Source organism: Pseudobutyrivibrio sp. LB2011, from assembly GCF_000701765.1.
In the GTDB taxonomy this organism is placed as follows: Bacteria; Bacillota; Clostridia; order Lachnospirales; family Lachnospiraceae; genus Pseudobutyrivibrio; species Pseudobutyrivibrio ruminis.
This window is the reverse complement of the sequence record NZ_JNJS01000002.1, coordinates 154,530-171,259: the sequence shown is the minus strand read 5'-3', so window position 1 is coordinate 171,259 and position 16,730 is coordinate 154,530. Positions and strand designations below refer to the sequence as shown.

At 40.7% G+C, this 16,730-nt stretch carries 15 protein-coding genes; 2 read left to right on the top strand and 13 right to left on the bottom strand.

The window, feature by feature from the left end; genetic code table 11:
* Nucleotides 1-4 precede the first annotated feature (4 nt).
* The 6 genes from T375_RS04305 to T375_RS04280 all read right to left on the bottom strand — a co-directional run bounded on the left by T375_RS04305 (nt 5) and on the right by T375_RS04280 (nt 4,492).
* Nucleotides 5-853: a M15 family metallopeptidase gene (locus T375_RS04305; RefSeq protein WP_242839262.1), complete on the bottom strand. Its 849-nt coding sequence runs from the start codon at nt 851-853 to the stop codon at nt 5-7.
* Nucleotides 850-1,266: a DUF3237 family protein gene (locus T375_RS04300; protein WP_044935465.1), complete on the bottom strand. Its 417-nt coding sequence runs from the start codon at nt 1,264-1,266 to the stop codon at nt 850-852. The genes T375_RS04305 and T375_RS04300 overlap by 4 nt, the downstream gene beginning before the upstream one ends.
* A gap of 21 nt (nt 1,267-1,287) precedes the next feature.
* Nucleotides 1,288-2,499, bottom strand: coding sequence for a class I SAM-dependent rRNA methyltransferase (locus T375_RS04295; RefSeq protein WP_044935461.1), 1,212 nt, complete (start codon nt 2,497-2,499; stop codon nt 1,288-1,290).
* A 99-nt stretch (nt 2,500-2,598) separates the two neighbouring features.
* Nucleotides 2,599-3,486 carry a DUF362 domain-containing protein gene (locus tag T375_RS04290; protein ID WP_033151858.1) on the bottom strand — a complete coding sequence of 296 codons (888 nt, stop codon included), beginning with the start codon at nt 3,484-3,486 and terminating at the stop codon, nt 2,599-2,601.
* A gap of 48 nt (nt 3,487-3,534) precedes the next feature.
* Nucleotides 3,535-4,155 carry a TetR/AcrR family transcriptional regulator gene (locus tag T375_RS04285; protein ID WP_044935455.1) on the bottom strand — a complete coding sequence of 207 codons (621 nt, stop codon included), beginning with the start codon at nt 4,153-4,155 and terminating at the stop codon, nt 3,535-3,537.
* Nucleotides 4,156-4,165: 10 nt separating this feature from the next.
* The gene (locus T375_RS04280; RefSeq protein WP_044935452.1) at nt 4,166-4,492 is read right to left on the bottom strand and encodes a putative quinol monooxygenase; all 327 of its coding nucleotides are present in this window, start codon (nt 4,490-4,492) and stop codon (nt 4,166-4,168) included.
* Nucleotides 4,493-4,691: 199 nt separating this feature from the next.
* On the opposite strand from T375_RS04280, the gene T375_RS04275 reads away from it, so the two are divergent.
* A complete protein-coding gene (locus T375_RS04275; protein WP_044935450.1) occupies nt 4,692-5,405 on the top strand; it encodes a zinc metallopeptidase in 714 nt (237 codons plus the stop codon).
* Here the strand turns inward: T375_RS04275 and T375_RS04270 are convergent.
* Together T375_RS04270 and T375_RS04265 are read right to left on the bottom strand one after the other, a co-directional pair.
* Complete coding sequence (locus tag T375_RS04270; protein ID WP_044935448.1) at nt 5,402-6,262, bottom strand: YitT family protein; 861 nt, start codon at nt 6,260-6,262, stop codon at nt 5,402-5,404. The two genes, T375_RS04275 and T375_RS04270, sit on opposite strands and share 4 nt — an antisense overlap.
* A 92-nt stretch (nt 6,263-6,354) precedes the next feature.
* Nucleotides 6,355-7,356, bottom strand: coding sequence for an alpha/beta hydrolase (locus T375_RS04265; RefSeq protein ID WP_044935446.1), 1,002 nt, complete (start codon nt 7,354-7,356; stop codon nt 6,355-6,357).
* A 127-nt stretch (nt 7,357-7,483) separates the two neighbouring features.
* Here T375_RS04265 and T375_RS04260 point away from each other — a divergent pair, with 127 nt between their 5' ends.
* Entirely contained in the window at nt 7,484-7,927 is a 444-nt protein-coding gene (locus tag T375_RS04260; protein ID WP_044935443.1) for a MerR family transcriptional regulator, read from the top strand.
* Nucleotides 7,928-7,957: 30 nt separating this feature from the next.
* Here T375_RS04260 and T375_RS04255 read toward each other — a convergent pair whose 3' ends face one another.
* The 5 genes from T375_RS04255 to T375_RS04235 form a co-directional block, all read right to left on the bottom strand.
* Complete coding sequence (locus T375_RS04255) at nt 7,958-8,542, bottom strand: hypothetical protein (protein WP_143063556.1); 585 nt, start codon at nt 8,540-8,542, stop codon at nt 7,958-7,960.
* Between the two features lie 285 nt (nt 8,543-8,827).
* A complete protein-coding gene (locus tag T375_RS04250) occupies nt 8,828-10,072 on the bottom strand; it encodes a nucleotide sugar dehydrogenase (protein WP_044935440.1) in 1,245 nt (414 codons plus the stop codon).
* 128 nt (nt 10,073-10,200) lie between these two features.
* Complete coding sequence (locus T375_RS04245) at nt 10,201-12,666, bottom strand: glycosyltransferase family 2 protein (protein WP_044935437.1); 2,466 nt, start codon at nt 12,664-12,666, stop codon at nt 10,201-10,203.
* Nucleotides 12,667-12,702: 36 nt separating this feature from the next.
* Nucleotides 12,703-16,233, bottom strand: coding sequence for a rhamnan synthesis F family protein (locus T375_RS04240; protein ID WP_044935434.1), 3,531 nt, complete (start codon nt 16,231-16,233; stop codon nt 12,703-12,705).
* Nucleotides 16,233-16,721 (bottom strand): hypothetical protein, encoded by a 489-nt coding sequence (locus T375_RS04235; protein WP_044935431.1) that lies wholly within the window; start codon nt 16,719-16,721, stop codon nt 16,233-16,235. The genes T375_RS04240 and T375_RS04235 overlap by 1 nt, the downstream gene beginning before the upstream one ends.
* Nucleotides 16,722-16,730 lie beyond the last annotated feature (9 nt).

Genomic DNA, 16,730 nt, shown 5'->3' with positions numbered 1-16,730 from the left:
CCACCTAGTCTGCTTTTTCGAAGTGTTGGTAGTCTTTGGAGGAGGTCCAGGCGCCGCCCCAGGTGAAGCCGTGGGCTGTGAAGAGCTGATAGGCCAAGTCCGTTTCGTCGATTTTGTATGGGAAGTCGGCGCTGCGATCTACGTATGGTGCGCCGTTGGCTGGTTCGATGCTGAGGGCGCCGTCCACGGTTTTGACGTATGGGTTGTACAAAGGGTTGATGTCGATAGCTAAGCCCGCACCATGGTTTGAGACCTTTGTGGTGTGGCTGATGAATCTAAAGTTGAAGCATGAAGAGTTGTTGTCAGCCATTGAGGCTTCATCCTCTGCATTGTATTCGTCTACAAGCTTTATTTTTTCGATTGGATACTGAGCCTCGTATAATGCTTCGAATATTTCAAGTAGATCTTCCGCTATAGATTTGTTGCAGATGATTTCGCCCTCGTGAGTCTGTCCATCAAAGCCTACATGGAGCACGTGAAGGTATCGTAAATCCGATACTGGAATTGTGCAGTCATCCTTGTAGGATTTTCCTTTGATTCGTGCGAAGATCTCGCTATCCTCTGTGAATTCTATTCCATAAAAGTTCTCTGTGTCTTTTACATTTGTGGTAGTCATTTTTGTTTCTCCTGGTTGTGTAGATTCTTGTGGTTGATTATCAGATTCAACCGAAGTAGCAGCTTCAGATGTCACTTCAGGTGTATCTTCTTCCGCAGGCTCTTCGGTTGCAGGCATCTCTTCCTCTACTTCCGGCTCAGAATCATATGATTCAGCAGACTTATGATAAAAGAGCACCACAGCGCATGCTAACACTATAAGAATTACTATAAATCCAATTAATAATTTCTTTTTCATAATTCCTCTGAATCTTCCATCCACAAATGTATCTGTACTCCACCAGGAATATCCGATATCGTTCCAGTGATGTCAGCAGTCTCCAAAAAACCTAAATCGGCGCTATCCGTAAGAATAGTTGGATGAGTAACAATATTTCCATTTTCATCAAATGAGCCATTGTTCTCTACAAAGATTTTACATGCATTCCCCTTGAAATCTTTTCCTTCAATAATATATCTAGCTGATAAAACTCTGGCACTGCCTTTTATTTCTTTTTGGGTGTCCACACCGCCTGGAAGAATAATTCCATTGAAATATTCCCCGGTAGCATCTCCATCAAAGTGAATCATCAGTGCTTCTCCACTTTGACCTTTCACTTCATCAAACTTTGTAAGTTTTACGTTAACTGTTAAGATTTCTTTTCTCTTCATAACAAGAGTCCCTTTTTCTCTTTATTTCTCGTCAACAACCTGGAACACTAAGAACTTGAGGTAGTAGCTTTCGTCAGCGGCCCAGAGGATTGGATGGTCTGGAGCCTGTGTGCGGAATTCTACCTGGCGAAGGCGCTTGTGGGCAGCCTGTGCAGCCTGGCCAATTACCTTTACGAAGAGTTCCTGAGTCATGAAATGTGAGCATGAACATGTAGCAAGGTAGCCACCGTCCTTAACAAGTTTAAGGCCCTTCATGTTGATTTCACGATAGCCCTTCATTGCGTTCTTTGTAGCCTCACGCGACTTTGTGAAAGCAGGTGGATCAAGAATTACAACGTCGTACTTTTCTCCAGCTTCTGCAAGCTTTGGTAGTTCATCTAAAACATTGGCCTGACGGAATTTGACAGTTGAACCCAAGCCATTAAGCTTTGCGTTTGCTGTAGCCTGAGATACAGCAAACTCTGATATATCAAGACCTGTTACGTCTGCCGCTCCTGCGATTCCAGCATTAAGAGCAAAAGTTCCCATGTGAGTAAAGCAATCCAAAACTTTCTTACCTTTGCAAAGGCGCTGAATAGCTAGACGATTATATTTCTGATCAAGGAAGAAACCTGTCTTCTGTCCATTTACCACATCTACCATGTAGTGAACACCATTCTCGACGATTTCTACGTTTGTATCAAACTCGTCTCCGATAAATCCCTTATATGGTGCTAAGCCCTCTTTCTTGCGGACTGCTGCATCGCTACGCTCATAAACACCGCGCACGCTAAATCCGTCTGCAGCCATAACCTCTTTAAGGTAATCTACAATCTGCAGCTTAAACTTATCTATGCCAAGTGCAAGTGATTCCACAACAAGCACATCATCGTACTTATCGATAACAAGCCCCGGAAGGAAATCAGCCTCTCCGAAGATTACTCTACAGCAGTTCAAATCCTTCTCAAGTAATACGTTTTTACGATAATCCCAGGCATTCTGCACTCTCATTTTGATGAAATCATCATCAATTATCTGGTCCTTTTTTCGTGTCATCATGCGGACACGAATCTTGGAATTAGTGTTGATGAAACCTCGTCCCATCATGTATCCATCGAAATCATGGACAACAACTATATCTCCATTTTCAAAAGACCCCATAACTGAGTCTATCTCATTATCAAATATCCAAGCGCCTCCAGCCTTAATTGTACGGCCCTCGCCTTTTTTTAATGTAACAATTGCTTCGTTCATAATAACCTTTCTTTAATCACTAAATATTTATATATTTTATCATCATCAGAGTGCTTTATCAAAAATAAAAGGAGGCTGATTAATCAGCCTCCCTATATCCTATAATTCAATTAATTCATATTCAAGACTTCCTACGCCAAGCTTTGCAGCTGTAGCAGGTGTGTGCTCGCCATTTCTGGATGTAACTCTCTCAAGGAAGTGGTCACGCCCAACATCTTTTGAAGCATATACTAAATCTAGGCAAGCTCTATCGATTGCAACCGGATCCAAGCTTGCAAGGATACCAATATCCTTAAGGCATGGGTCCTCAGCTACTGCACAGCAGTCACAGTCTACAGACATGTTTGCCATAACATTGATAAATGCAATGTTCTTGCCGAAGTGATCGACTACTGCAGATGCAGCCTCTGCCATACTTTCAAGGAAAGCGTTTTGCTCTGGCAAGTCGTTCCAAACAATATCCTGCTCGCTGGCTTTATTATATTTGCCAGCTGAATGGATTTGTACCTTTCCTGCACATGATGCACAGCCGATTGAAAGCTGCTTTAATGCTCCGCCGTAGCCTCCCATTGGATGGCCCTTAAAATGCGAAAGCACAAGCATAGAATCGTAGTTAAGGAAGTTCTTTCCCATTATATCAGTCTTAAGATGGGTACCGTTTTTGATTGGAATTTCGATATCTGGTCCTTCAGCATCCATCAAATCAACATCAAAAAACTCATTCCAGCCATGTCTCTTTAATAATTTGATATGCTTATCTGTGTAGTTTCTTTCACCTTCGTAGGCTGTGTTGCACTCTACAATAGTGCCGTTCACATGCTCTACCATTGGCTTCCAGAATTCAGGCTTTAGATAATTCTGATTACCTTCCTCACCAGAATGCACCTTTACGGCAACCTTACCCGGCAATGTGATTCCAAGCTTATCGTACATTTTTACTACAGCCTCAGCTGTAACATCCTTAATAAAATAAACTTTTGATGCCATAGATACCCTCCTATAAATCATTTTATATTTTTTATTTTAGTTTATTATTTATTCAAAAATCAATTTCAAAAATTCGTATGACATGTTGTAGATGGTAGTCTTTGCATATGACAGCTTTACCTGGTCCATAGCCTCCATCTGCTTGTCAGTAGGGTAAACATAAGGATAGATGCCATACATGTAAGGGAAGAATGCATATCGAATCTGCTCACATTTTTTCTTATCAATCCCCTCTAAATTTTTTGCCAGGCACTCTTCGAAAATATCTACAGATTCCTTGAAAGCACTTTTGAACTCTGCCAATAATTCCAGTCTGCTGTTATCCTCAATCTCGTAGAGGTTCATTGCAGATATCTTTAGAAGTGTTTTTCTATCCTCCATTGTCTTTGCAATGGCCTTAGCCAAATTATCTGCATCAAGCTTCTTGCCGCCATCAATAATTTTCCTCAAGGCTTCGTTCCACTTTAAATATTCTCTAGTAAGAATGCCCAGGAATATTTCCTCTTTTGTTTGGAAATAATTATAGATAGATGGACGAGAAAAGCTGGTTTCTGTGCTGATATCCTTTATTGTGATACTATGAAAGCCTTTTGTTTCATAAAGCTTTTCGCAAGCATCCATTATTTCTTCTCTACGTTTATCAATAGTTTCTTTTAATTCAACTGCCATTTGGCCACCACTACTTTCTTATAAATGACTGATCCTGCTCAGGAAGCGCATCTGAAGTAAAACGCTCCACTGTCATGTGCAAATCATATTTCTCTCTAAGCTCTGCAATTTTAGCCATCATAGGTGATGCATGATGCACATCAATTGCTTCCTGGTTTTCCCAGCTATCTATCAACAATACTGTTTCAGGATCATCGAATGAAGTGTAATACTCATAGCGGAGATTACCTGCTTCTTCCCTGATTTTTTGAACAGTACCACTGCTTATCATTTCCTCAGCAAATTTCTTTGCTGCCCCATTTTCACCTTTATATCTAAGATTTACTGCTATGCTCATAAAACCCCTCCAATCCGATGACACCATGTCAATTATCTATACTATACCATCTCGCTGACACAATGTCAATTTAAACAACCAAAAGCCTTGCTTTATCCTGACATCCTTTAAATTAATAATCTTTTTAGACTTTTTAATTAGTAAAAATCAGTGGATAGATTTATACTAATAAAAAAGATTATTAATAGGAGGAATAATAATGTACTACGGATATGGATACGGTTATGGCATAGATCCAACACTTATTCTTGTATTGATAGGTGCTGCTATCAGTGCGCTTGCATCTATGAATGTTCAGGGCACATTTAGCAAGTACAATAGAATTAGAAATTATCGAGGACTTACATCTAATCAAGTGGCAGAACATATACTTCACTCCGCTGGCATCTATGATGTAAAAATAGAACGTATAAGAGGGAATCTGACTGATCATTATTCACCAAATGAAAAAGTACTTCGTCTTTCCGATGCAACCTACGGGCAGACAAGTGTCGCTGCAATCGGTGTAGCCGCTCACGAATGCGGTCACGCCATCCAACATAAAGAGTCATACGCACCACTTAAGCTTCGCGCCCTTTCTGTACCTCTAGCGAATATTGGTTCAAAAGTTTCATGGCCAATTATTCTCATCGGTCTTTTACTAGGGTACTCTACAATTGCAGAGCTTGGTGTTTACCTTTTTTCATTTGTAGTTATTTTTCAGTTGATTACTCTTCCAGTGGAATTTGATGCTAGTGCGCGTGCACTTAGAATTCTCGATGAGGATAGATTATTAGAAGAGGATGAGCATAGAGGTGCAAAAAAAGTGTTGAAGGCAGCAGCGCTTACCTATGTGGCAGCTTTATTTACTACTATCCTTCAACTACTTAGATTAGTTTTGATTGTAAGCAGAGTAAGTCGTAATGACGACTAAAACACCCTTTCCGGCATACTTTTAGATTGATATTGCATATCGCTAACTTTATAAACAGTAACGAATGCTTTTGGGTCTACCTTATCTATATAGGCCATGAGCTTTTGGAATTCGCCTTTATCAACAATAGTGATAATCTCATTGTGCTCTTCCATTCTGTAAGCTCCTGTCACCTTGTAAACGCTGGCACCACTGTGAAGCTCATTTAGAATGTAATCTCTAATTTGAGCTTCATATGGTGAAACTATACATACACGTCTTTTTAATTTCTGGTCAAATATAAAATGATCAAGCACCATTCCATTCAAATATGTTCCAAGTATACTTAAAACAACTGTCTTTGAATCATATGCAAGTGCCGAAGACAATGCTATGCATAGTCCCGCAATAGACATGGCTTTTCCAATATCGATACGGAAATATTTATTTAAAATCTTTCCAATAATATCTAATCCACCTGATGACGCATTTCTATTGAACAAAATCGCGCTACCGATACTAACTACAAATATGTAGCAAACAACATCGAGAGTAGCATCGTTTGTAAGAGATGTATAACCTGGCAACATTTTTTCAAATACACCAATTACAACAGGAAGCAGAATTGATGTATAGACTGTCTTATAGCCAAATTCTGGACCGCAAGTGATAAAGCCAATTATGAGCAATACCACATTCAAAACCATGGTGATTTGCGAAACTGAAAATGGTATGAAATTGGTTAACACAATGGCCAATCCTGAAATACTGCTAACTGCTGCATGGCTTGGCATAAGGAAAAAGAATACCGCCGCACCTATAATTATTATGGCAATTGTAAGAATGAAAAGTTCTTTGATTACGGATTTAACATTCATATTATTTACCTACCCTATAATATTAATCCTTGTTTTAATTAACTAGGCGACTAATAGAGTACGGCTTGTATCCTCAAATGTCAATATTATAATTACTTCAAATTTTCCTCAAAGAAGCTCTGAAGCTTATCAAATGGGATATAGTTGTTATCGCCACCATCGTAAAGATCTGTATGGCTTGCATTTGGAATAATCATAAGTTCCTTATTTGATGTGTACTTGCTATCCTTTACCATATTTTCATAAGCATCTTTTCCAAAATAAAGGGAATGAGCCTTTTCTCCATGAATAATTAGAACTGCGCTTCTGATTTCGTTTGTATACTTTAATATTGGCTGATTCATGAATGATTCACATCCAATTACATTCCATCCACCGTTAGAATTAAGGCTACGCTTATGGTATCCTCTGTCAGTCTTGTAGTAATCATAGTAATCCTTAACAAAGAATGGGGCATCCTCAGGAAGTGGATCAACAACTCCTCCTCCAAGCTTATATTCTCCTGCTTTCAAATCCTCCAGACGCTGTGCACACATAGCAGCTTTCTTCTGATATCTAGCTTCTTCATTATCCTCAGAATCGAAGTAGCCATTTGCATTAACTCTTGTCATGTCGTACATAGTAGCGGCTACAGTTGCTTTAATTCTGGTATCGAGAGCTGCTGTATTAAGTGCCATACCGCCCCAACCACAAATACCAATGATACCGATTCTATCAGGATCTACCTCTTCATTTAATGAAAGGAAATCTACTGCAGCCATGAAGTCTTCTGTATTAATATCAGGAGATGCCATGTATCTAACATTTCCACCAGACTCACCTGTAAATGATGGATCAAATGCAATTGTAAGGAAACCTCTTTCTGCCATAGTCTGGGCATACAAGCCTGAACATTGCTCCTTTACAGCACCAAATGGGCCAGATACTGCAATTGCTGGAAGCTTGACCTCAGCATTCTTAGGCACATACATATCTGCTGCAAGAGTGATGCCATAGCGGTTTACAAATGTAACCTTCTGATGATCCACTTTGTCGCTCTTTGGAAATGTCTTATCCCAATCTGTTACTAAATTTAAACTCTCAACCTTAATCATTTTAAATACCTCCATTTGCTATTATAAATTGAATTTATTTCAAAATCGTGATACGATGGTTGTATGTTAATACCTAAAGTTAACTTTAGGTCAAGCTTTAATTTAAAAAAAATTTGGAGGAATATCTATGTACTCAATTGGACAAGTTTCAGAAATGTTTAATATACCTGTATCCACACTTAGATACTACGACAAAGAAGGCTTCTTTCCTAACATGGAACGCCAATCTGGAATCAGGAAATTTTCAGATAGAGAAATCGGAGCTCTCCACATCATCGAATGCCTAAAAAGCTCCGGCTTAGAAATAAAAGAAATCAAGCAGTTTATGGATATGACCACCAAGGGTGCCGAAACCTACGCCGACAGAAAGGCTCTTTTTGAAGCCCGCCGTGATGCTGTGGAAGCCGAAATAGCAAACCTTCAAAAGACCCTAGACATGCTTAAATACAAATGCTGGTACTACGACCAAGCCATCGCAGACGGCAGCGAAGACCGCATCAATGCCATGCTCCCCGACAAGCTTCCACCAGAAATCCAAAAACTCTACGATAGCGGAAACGGACGCCACTAGGCGTCCGTTTCTTCATATTTCACAACTCCTTTACTCTGCAAACATTATGACCTGTCCGTCTGGAAGAGTCATTCCATTTACCATCTCTCCATAGCCTGCAAAGCCGCCCATGCCATCGGCAAATCCAATCTGTCCGTCCATTTCAACTACACACCACTGGTGCTTGTTTTCATTTTCATTTACGTGGTACCAATTGTAGCCCATGTAATCAAGGATTCTGCCAAGAGCTCTTGTGGAGCCTGCGCATGTATATACTCCGTAAACGAAAGGACCTGCTGGGGACTTGTAAGCCTTTAAATCATCTGAACCATACTGTGACGCTGCACAATGTAGACTTACCACATATGCTGCAGCATTAATTCTGTCATAATCTGTTACAAGCGTAGGGTCAGCCATAATTGCATCTGCATAGTATTTTGCATTTAATTCTGCAAGTGTTACAGCCTCCTGAGGAAGCTTATTACCATAATACGAGTGGGCTACATTAGCTGCATTTAATGTATCCTGAGTTACATTGGCATAACCTATATTGGCTGCCTTTGCACTTGTGCTATAGCCTACAAGTAAAGTTCCTACTACTGCAAACATCATCATTCTTTTTACAAACTTTTTCATACTCAATTCCTTTCTATAAATAAATGCTTTCTGGTGCTGCATCTGCCAATTTAACATTATACTATCAAGTAATCTCAAATCTCACCCTCTTTTTGTAATATTTTCAGATTATTTATTAGTTAGTTTAATATACACCCTTGCCACCCCCTTGTCAATACCGCCAAGTCCAGTATTTTCAACGGTTTAATCACTTTTTTACATTTTTTTGAAAAAAAAAATAGACTGATGAGAGGTTCTAGGTTGAGAACCCTCATCAGTCCACTTATTTATAACATTGTTTGTTTATTAGTCTCTAGAGAATACGTCTCTGGTGTATACTTTGTCTTTTACGTCGTCGAGGCATGTGTCGTAGCGGTTTGCAATGATTGCATCACTCATGGCCTTGAACTTTGAAAGGTCGTTAACGACCTTTGAACCGAAGAATGTTGTGCCGTCTTCGAGGGTTGGCTCGTAGATGACTACTGTAGCGCCCTTGGCTTTTACACGCTTCATAACGCCCTGGATTGATGACTGACGGAAGTTGTCTGAGTTAGACTTCATTGTAAGGCGGTAAACACCGATTGTAACTTCCTTTTCGGCTTCCTTGCTGTACTGGTTGGCCTCTTCGTAGCCGTAGTAGCCAGCCTTTTTAAGAACCTGGTCAGCAATGAAATCCTTACGTGTACGGTTTGACTCTACGATTGCACGGATAAGCTCCTGTGGAACATCGTTGTAGTTTGCAAGAAGCTGCTTTGTATCCTTTGGTAAGCAGTATCCACCGTAACCGAATGATGGGTTGTTGTACTGGTCTGTGATACGTGGATCAAGGCAAACGCCCTTGATGATAGCCCGTGTATCAAGGCCCTTTGTCTCTGCATATGTATCAAGCTCGTTGAAGTAGCTGACGCGGAGAGCAAGGTATGTGTTAGCGAAAAGCTTTACAGCCTCTGCCTCTGTGAATCCCATTACGAGTGTGTCGATGTTTTCTTTGATGGCGCCTTCCTGAAGAAGTGCTGCAAACTCGTGAGCAGCCTTTGTAAGCTCAGCATCATTTTCATCTGTACCCACGATGATACGGCTTGGATAAAGGTTGTCATATAAAGCGCGAGATTCGCGAAGGAACTCTGGGCTAAATAAGATTTTGTCAGAGCTCATCTTTTCACGGATACGCTTTGTGTAACCTACAGGAATTGTAGATTTGATAACCATGAATGCATTTGGATTTACTTTCTTAACAAGCTCGATAACTGCTTCTACTGCAGATGTATCGAAATAATCCTTTGTGCTGTCGTAGTTTGTAGGTGTTGCGATAACTACGAATTCAGCGTCCTTGTATGCAGCCTCTCCATCGAGAGTAGCTGTTAAATCAAGCTCCTTGTTTGCAAGATAATCTTCAATCTCTGTATCAACGATTGGAGACTTTCTATTGTTAATTAATTCAACCTTTTCTGGAATAACATCAACTGCTGTTACGTGATTGTGCTGTGCCAAAAGTGTAGCTATTGAAAGTCCAACATAACCTGTACCAGCTACTGCAATTTTTCTATTCATAATAATCTCCTAGTCCGCCAGTTACGCCTACAAGCCTAATGATTTCTCCGCTCGACAGAACATCTCGCTTGAGAAATATTAGAGCTTGCTGTCTACTGGCTCACATAAATATTATTGTACACAAATTATTATTCTTCTTTTAATCGATACCATCCGTCGAGAATCGACAAGTTAGGATTGTAATATGGATCGCCTTTTTCTAAAATATCAGGCCAAAGCTTTTCAAGCTTTTCTACTTCTGAATTGAAACGAGCTACCTTCTCGCCTGTATCTTCGTATCCACGAGATTTTGACTCGTAGTGATAAAGCTCTGCGTGAGGATTGTAAACTACTAAGTAGCCTTTATCGCGAACCTTCATACAGAAGTCTACATCATTAAAGGCAACTGCCAATTCTTCAGTAAGTCCGCCTACCTCTTCAAATACATCCTTGCGTACCATCAGGCAAGCTGCTGTAACTGCAGATAAATCCTGAGTAGTTACTGCACGGAACATGTATCCTGGCTCGCTTCTTTCAAGGCCAACAAATGTGTGTCCAGCGATACCGCCAATTCCCATAACAACACCGGCATGCTGCACTGTGTTGTCTGGATAATAAAGGAGTGAACCACATATACCAACATCAGGGCGAAGGCAAACATCTACCATTTCCTTGATGCAGTTTTCATTGATTATTTCAGTATCATTATTTAAAAGCAAATACATCTCACCGCTGGCTGCCTTGGCACCGCAGTTGTTGATTGCAGAGAAGTTGAAGCCTGGTGTTTCGTAGCGAACGATTTTTACATCAGGACGATTCTCGATGCTCTTGTAATATTCGAAAGTTTCTGGCTCTGTAGAATTGTTTTCTACAATGATGAACTCAATATTTTTGTATGAGCTACGGGCGTCAATAGATTTGATGCACTTGTCCAAATCATCTGTGTGATCCTTGTTTGGAATGATGATAGAAACAAGTGGCTCCTTGCCCCAGTTGTAAACTGTGCGGTATGTGCCGTAGAAAGTATCCTGCTCAACCTTTGCTGGGATGCCCATTCTGTCGTAGTGAGCCTGAACAGCCTTGCAACCAGCATCGAAAGCATAAAGCTTGCTCTCTGCACTCATGGCTGTAGATGCTGCATGACTACGCCAATGATAAAGTGCCTTTGGCACATGATGGATGTTCTTTGCAGCCTCGCAATATCTCAAAATCAAATCGTGATCCTGAGCTCCATCGTACTCTTTATTAAATCCACCAACTGTGTCATACAAGCTACGCTTGAAGATGAAAAGATGGCAGATGTAATTAACTGAACAAAGTAAGTCGAGATTGAAATCCGGCTTGAAGACTGGCTCAAAGTATTCCTTGGAATCCATTGAGATTTTGTCCTCGTCAGTGTAGATAACATCTATGCTGCGGTCCTTGTTGATTGCAGCAACACACTCGTACATTGCATTTGGAGCAAGTGTATCATCGTGATCAGAAAGAACGATGTAGTCACCAGTTGCAAGTGCAATGGCTGCATTAGTATTTTCTGAAATACCAAGATTGTCATTCAGGTGAGTGTATTTAATTCTGCTGTCAGAACCGTATTTTTTATTAATGAACTGTCCCAATGTTTCATCAGGGCTTCCATCTGCCAGACAAAGCTCCCAGTTTGGATATGTCTGTGCAACGATTGAATCGATGAGCTCCACAAGGAATTTCTCAGGAGTCTGATACATTGGAATAACAATACTCATCAGTGGATTGTATTCGAACTTTTCATCACGCTGACGCTGAAGCTCTACCTCTGTAGGGCCAAAGCTTGTAAGGAAATCCATGTATGTGTATTTAGGAGCATCTGCATCCTTCAGCTTATCGATGGCATGCTTGATTGTAGCCCCAAGACCGTTGTCCTGACGGTAAAGCTCGATACGCTCCCAAAGTGTCTTCTTTGGAAGAAGATTGCCTCCAGTGAGAACGTGCTCTGTATCAACCTTGCAATCGTAAACCTGACCATTTGCAGTGATTGTCATACGAAGCTTTTTATAATCGCCCTTGTCAAAAACAATCTCAAGACCAGAATCACATTTCTCAGTAAGCTCTGGATAAACTCCGTAAACATCTTTTCTGAACATACGCTTAACTGAGATTGGGATTTCTTTATCGCCATCATAAAGATGGAACTCCTCTGGAACATTTCCGATTGCCCAACCAAGAATCTGAATCTTGTCGTCTGTGACTGCTGCACGCTCAAGATTGTATTCGTACTCTTTTTTAAGCTTAATCAAATCCTTGCCAGTGGCCTTGTAAACCACTGAACGAACCTGATTTTTATCTCCTGCTTCCCCAAGAACACAGATAAGCTTCAGGCTCTTTACCTGGCGCAAATCCTCTGGCAAGTTAATCTCACCAACGTATTCCTTGGAAACACTTTTGTGAGCGGCAATGTATCTACGACGAACTTCATTACCTTCGTTGATAGTCAAATCCAAATCATATGGCTTGCCATTCATCTCACAAACAAGGCTGTATCCCTTTGGATTATCAAATGGATAAAAGCCCTGGAATAATAATGTATTTTTCTTTAATAGGTGATATCTGATGAATACCACATTAAAAGTATCTCTCAAAATATATATCCTTCTAAGTAAATTATTTGGCGGTGATTATTTTACAACCCATCCACCAGTTTTTACATCAAATTTTTGGACGCCACCACGGCTGTATCCATCCTCAACTGTAAGTGTGGATACAATCTCATCTGTTAACGTACCGTCTGCAATTATATCATAGAATAAATCTTCTACAAGTTTTGCATCAGCTAAAAGACCATCTGACAGATTTCTGCTGGCGCTTGCGTACTGTTTTACATAATCCAAAATACCGGACTGAAGCATTTTTACATCGTCGCTGACATAATCATCATCCTTGAAATGAGGAGTTGGTACGCCATTTTCCATTGTGAAATTGATAAGCTGACCAAATGGTGCTGATAAAGCGCTCTCCAAAAACAGCTGATATTTAAGAAGCTTGCTATTTGGAATCTCCTTTGGATCAGTGATGGTGTAGATAGCATCTGCTCTTCCACCGATTCGCTCAGGCTTGTTTGAATGTAGTGCCAAGTAATGGCCTGCGATATCTCTGCCTGTAAGCTTCATCAAGAAGTACTGAATTGTACCTGAGAATCCCACATCAACAACAGCTAAATCCGAAGATGTTGCAAGGAATTCACTGGCATAATTCATATATGCATTCTTTTCAGTTTTGCTTCTTTCAAAGATTTCTGCTTTGTATGGCTGAATAGCCTTCATAAGCTCATCTGTGTCTGTCTCGTAATCGAACTGCCTGTCCTCATCATCCTCATGAAGTTCAATGCCAAATCTTTCATTCAAAAGATTGCTGAAGCTTCCCTGATATTTCTGAGAAAGAAGCTCACGAATATCCTCATCATTTTCAAGAGCAGGCACTGCACATGCTCTTCTTGATGTAAGGAAGTAATGGATGTCCGGCAAAGCCTCACCCTTTTGATTGCAGTATTCTTTAATGAGCTGCTCAAGCATGTAGCCCTCGCGAGACAACAGAAGAAGACTTTCTTTTTCGCTGGCATTTTTATTAACCAGCCACTGAACAAATCCTGCCATCAAAGGCCCCATTGTGGAATAACCAAAGTCGTAGTTATTCTTGAAATGAAGACCGCCCTTTTCATCGAAGGCAAATGGAGAATTGAAAATTCCTCCGTTTATAACCTGTCCTAGCACAAGCGAGTTTGCAATACTCTTGCTTGCGTATTCTTTCAAATAATCAAAGTCTGATAGTTCAAGCATGGCCATTGGATTGAGAACGATATGACTAGCCACGCCCTTATCCATAAGGATTTGTGAATCAGAACAGAAGTTGTCTCCCACATGGATAAAGCTTGAAGGGTTAATACCTGTCAGAAGCATATTCCACATTGAACCATCATCTTTTCTTGCTCCAACTTCGCACGAGATGAAGAGCTCGTCATATCCACCAATTCCGCACTTGTGAAGAAGTCCAACGACCTGTGCACGGTTCAGATACATGTCGCTGACGAGGATGACATGGCGTCCCATGGATTTTACTGCGTTGAACACATCCACCATATCTTTACGAGGAACGCAAAGGCGTGTTTCGATGTCCACCTCAAGCTTTTTGATATCCATAGCAAAATCGCCAAGTGTTCTATCCTTTGCTACTTCCACATAAATCTTGTCCAAAGTGGTCATTGGTCCAAACTGCGCTGTTGCAGCTGCCTCGGCATTCTTTCGAATCTTGAGGAAATCAACTTTCTTGCCGTATTTTTCAAGGATGATACGGCTTATAAGATTGAACACATCATCCGGCTTGAAGATGGTGCGTGTAATCAGTGTGTCGAAAATATCGAAGGATACCACATCATATCCACCAAGCTTCATTGCGAGAAGCTCTTTATCCACCTTGAAGGTGTTGAAAAATGGACGAAGGCTCTTATTCTTAACAGTGTCTTCAACATCAAGATAAAGGATGAAATCGTCGTATCCCTGCTTTCTTGAAACGAATGGAAGAATACGCTCCAAGGCATGAGCAAATGTGCCATCCGTCTGCCCCTGCTCCCTTGGAAAATCCTCGTATGTGTATCCCTTCTCAAATAGTGGACGAAGTGCATCAGTTCTAGCCCAGAAGAAAGAACCTGCTGGGTAGTTGAATACTGATGGCATATCGCCTAAATCAAACTCATCAAAAAGTTTCTTTGCAATGCCTGCATTTTTCAACCATGAATAGGCGATGGTTGGAACCTCCTCCTGCATATCAGGATAGATAAGGCCAGCATTGCTGTTTTTAAATAAATCAAAAATCTGATTAATCTTGTCTGGCGAACCAAGAAGTAACTCAAGAGAGAATCGTCTCCATCCGCCCTTTTCCTCACCTGAATACAAAGATTTCTTTGAATGGATGTGAAGGAAATAATCATGATTTAAAATCTCTGGACCAAACTTTACATAAAGGGGTGCAAGGTCGCGGCCTCTATTTGGAAGATTGCGGATATCGATTTTCTGAACCTGCTTAAGTTCCTTTAAACCTGCCTTGATTGCATTTACATCTGCATCCTCCTGGCAGGATATATATAAATCAAACTTGAATGGAATGTTTGCAAAATAGCTAACAAACTCTGGCAACAAATCTACATAGAAAAGATGAAGATGAACTGCCACCGATGGCTGTGGCTCTCCCTGGGCAGCGCGACGCTTTGCTTCCTTGGCAGCTGCCTTGACGCGCTTTGCCTCTTCTTTGGCTGCACGCTTTGCCTGGCGAGCAGGAGTATCCTTGCCTGTCAAAAATGATTTGAATGCGCGGATATTTTCAAGTGCCTTGTAGCCTCTAGTATTAACTGTGTTCTCGTAAATTGTGCGAAGCTCAGCATTTACAGCCTCGATGTTTCTGATGTGCACATCCTTTGCCTCGATTAATTCCTGAAGCTGCTTGATTTGATAATCACGGCTGGCAATGGCAAAATCTGCGCCTGTCTTGCTACGACTGTTTGCATGCTCTCTAAGCTCGTGAAGATTTTTGACATCCTTAAAAATATATTTTGACTGGAAGTGGTCTTCCATCTTTTGATATGCTTCTCTTTCAGCATCTGGAATGTCTACCAAATGCTCTGGCAAATCGCTAAACTTACTAGCTCTGAAGAACACATAGTTGATTGGTACCAAAAAGTCGAAAGTCCACTCGTAGTCGATAATCTCCCAACCTTTTGCTGTCTTGATAACATTGTCAAATATCAAATCAACATCAAGGTAATTTGCTGCAAGAACACCTCTTGGCAAATCAACATCTCCGAAGACTTCTCTGAAGCCATCTGAAATAGCAAATTCCTTTGCATTTTTCATGTAAGCATTTTTGACAGCCTCAATAAACTGCTGTGCATCGGCTGATGTGAGATGCTCACCTTCAAGGAATTCACTTTCGATTCTGTCATCAACAAAACTACTTTCGTTAACGCAAAAATCAGAGCCTTGCAATGCGTCCTGCAAGCCTCTGTAACTATCAAAAACTCTTTTTATATGTGCTATTCCTTGTTCATCGTAAGGGCGTTTAATTACTACCTTTCGTCCATCCCTTTCCACTATATCAGTGATGATATTGTACTTTGGGTTACGCTCGTTCGAAAGCTTTTCATATAGTAGTCTATCCATTATTTTGCAATGAGCAGATAGTCACCTGCTCCTCCCCCTATATAATCCTCAGCATAAATCTCTGTTGTAAACAAATAATCTGGGCTGACGCGATATGTGGTGATTTCACTGAAGCCTGCTTCCTTTAAAAGGCGCTTTGTGAAATCTGCAATTCGATCCTTTTCTGGCAGGGCATATACCAATCTGCCATCCGCTGAAAGCATCTTTTTAAGAGTGGCTGGTGTTTCGTTTAAATGGCCAAGGCTGATAATAATATTAAATGTGCCTTTAATATCTGAAAGCATTTCTGCAGCAACCTCAGTAACCTGTGTTGCCTGCTCCTTTAGCCATTCAACCAAAGCTTCGCTATCTGGATCAATGATGAGCACATTGTCCCCATCGCCTATTCCTACTGGCGACAAAACATTGCTTCTCAGGTGAGAAAGCCTAAGGATGGCATCCTCTGTTCCCTCATCAAAAATCCTTCTATTGTACTTTTCCTGAATCATAGCCGCTCC

What these genes read in the sequence shown, in the direction of transcription:
- T375_RS04295 (WP_044935461.1), bottom strand. Translation starts at nt 2,499, where the DNA reads ATGAACGAAGCAATTGTTACATTAAAAAAAGGCGAGGGCCGTACAATT.
- T375_RS04280 (WP_044935452.1), bottom strand. Translation starts at nt 4,492, where the DNA reads ATGAGCATAGCAGTAAATCTTAGATATAAAGGTGAAAATGGGGCAGCA.
- T375_RS04290 (WP_033151858.1), bottom strand. Translation starts at nt 3,486, where the DNA reads ATGGCATCAAAAGTTTATTTTATTAAGGATGTTACAGCTGAGGCTGTA.
- T375_RS04265 (WP_044935446.1), bottom strand. Translation starts at nt 7,356, where the DNA reads ATGATTAAGGTTGAGAGTTTAAATTTAGTAACAGATTGGGATAAGACA.
- T375_RS04255 (WP_143063556.1), bottom strand. Translation starts at nt 8,542, where the DNA reads ATGAAAAAGTTTGTAAAAAGAATGATGATGTTTGCAGTAGTAGGAACT.
- T375_RS04275 (WP_044935450.1), top strand. Translation starts at nt 4,692, where the DNA reads ATGTACTACGGATATGGATACGGTTATGGCATAGATCCAACACTTATT.
- T375_RS04305 (WP_242839262.1), bottom strand. Translation starts at nt 853, where the DNA reads ATGAAAAAGAAATTATTAATTGGATTTATAGTAATTCTTATAGTGTTA.
- T375_RS04250 (WP_044935440.1), bottom strand. Translation starts at nt 10,072, where the DNA reads ATGAATAGAAAAATTGCAGTAGCTGGTACAGGTTATGTTGGACTTTCA.
- T375_RS04270 (WP_044935448.1), bottom strand. Translation starts at nt 6,262, where the DNA reads ATGAATGTTAAATCCGTAATCAAAGAACTTTTCATTCTTACAATTGCC.
- T375_RS04300 (WP_044935465.1), bottom strand. Translation starts at nt 1,266, where the DNA reads ATGAAGAGAAAAGAAATCTTAACAGTTAACGTAAAACTTACAAAGTTT.
- T375_RS04240 (WP_044935434.1), bottom strand. Translation starts at nt 16,233, where the DNA reads ATGGATAGACTACTATATGAAAAGCTTTCGAACGAGCGTAACCCAAAG.
- T375_RS04285 (WP_044935455.1), bottom strand. Translation starts at nt 4,155, where the DNA reads ATGGCAGTTGAATTAAAAGAAACTATTGATAAACGTAGAGAAGAAATA.
- T375_RS04235 (WP_044935431.1), bottom strand. Translation starts at nt 16,721, where the DNA reads ATGATTCAGGAAAAGTACAATAGAAGGATTTTTGATGAGGGAACAGAG.
- T375_RS04260 (WP_044935443.1), top strand. Translation starts at nt 7,484, where the DNA reads ATGTACTCAATTGGACAAGTTTCAGAAATGTTTAATATACCTGTATCC.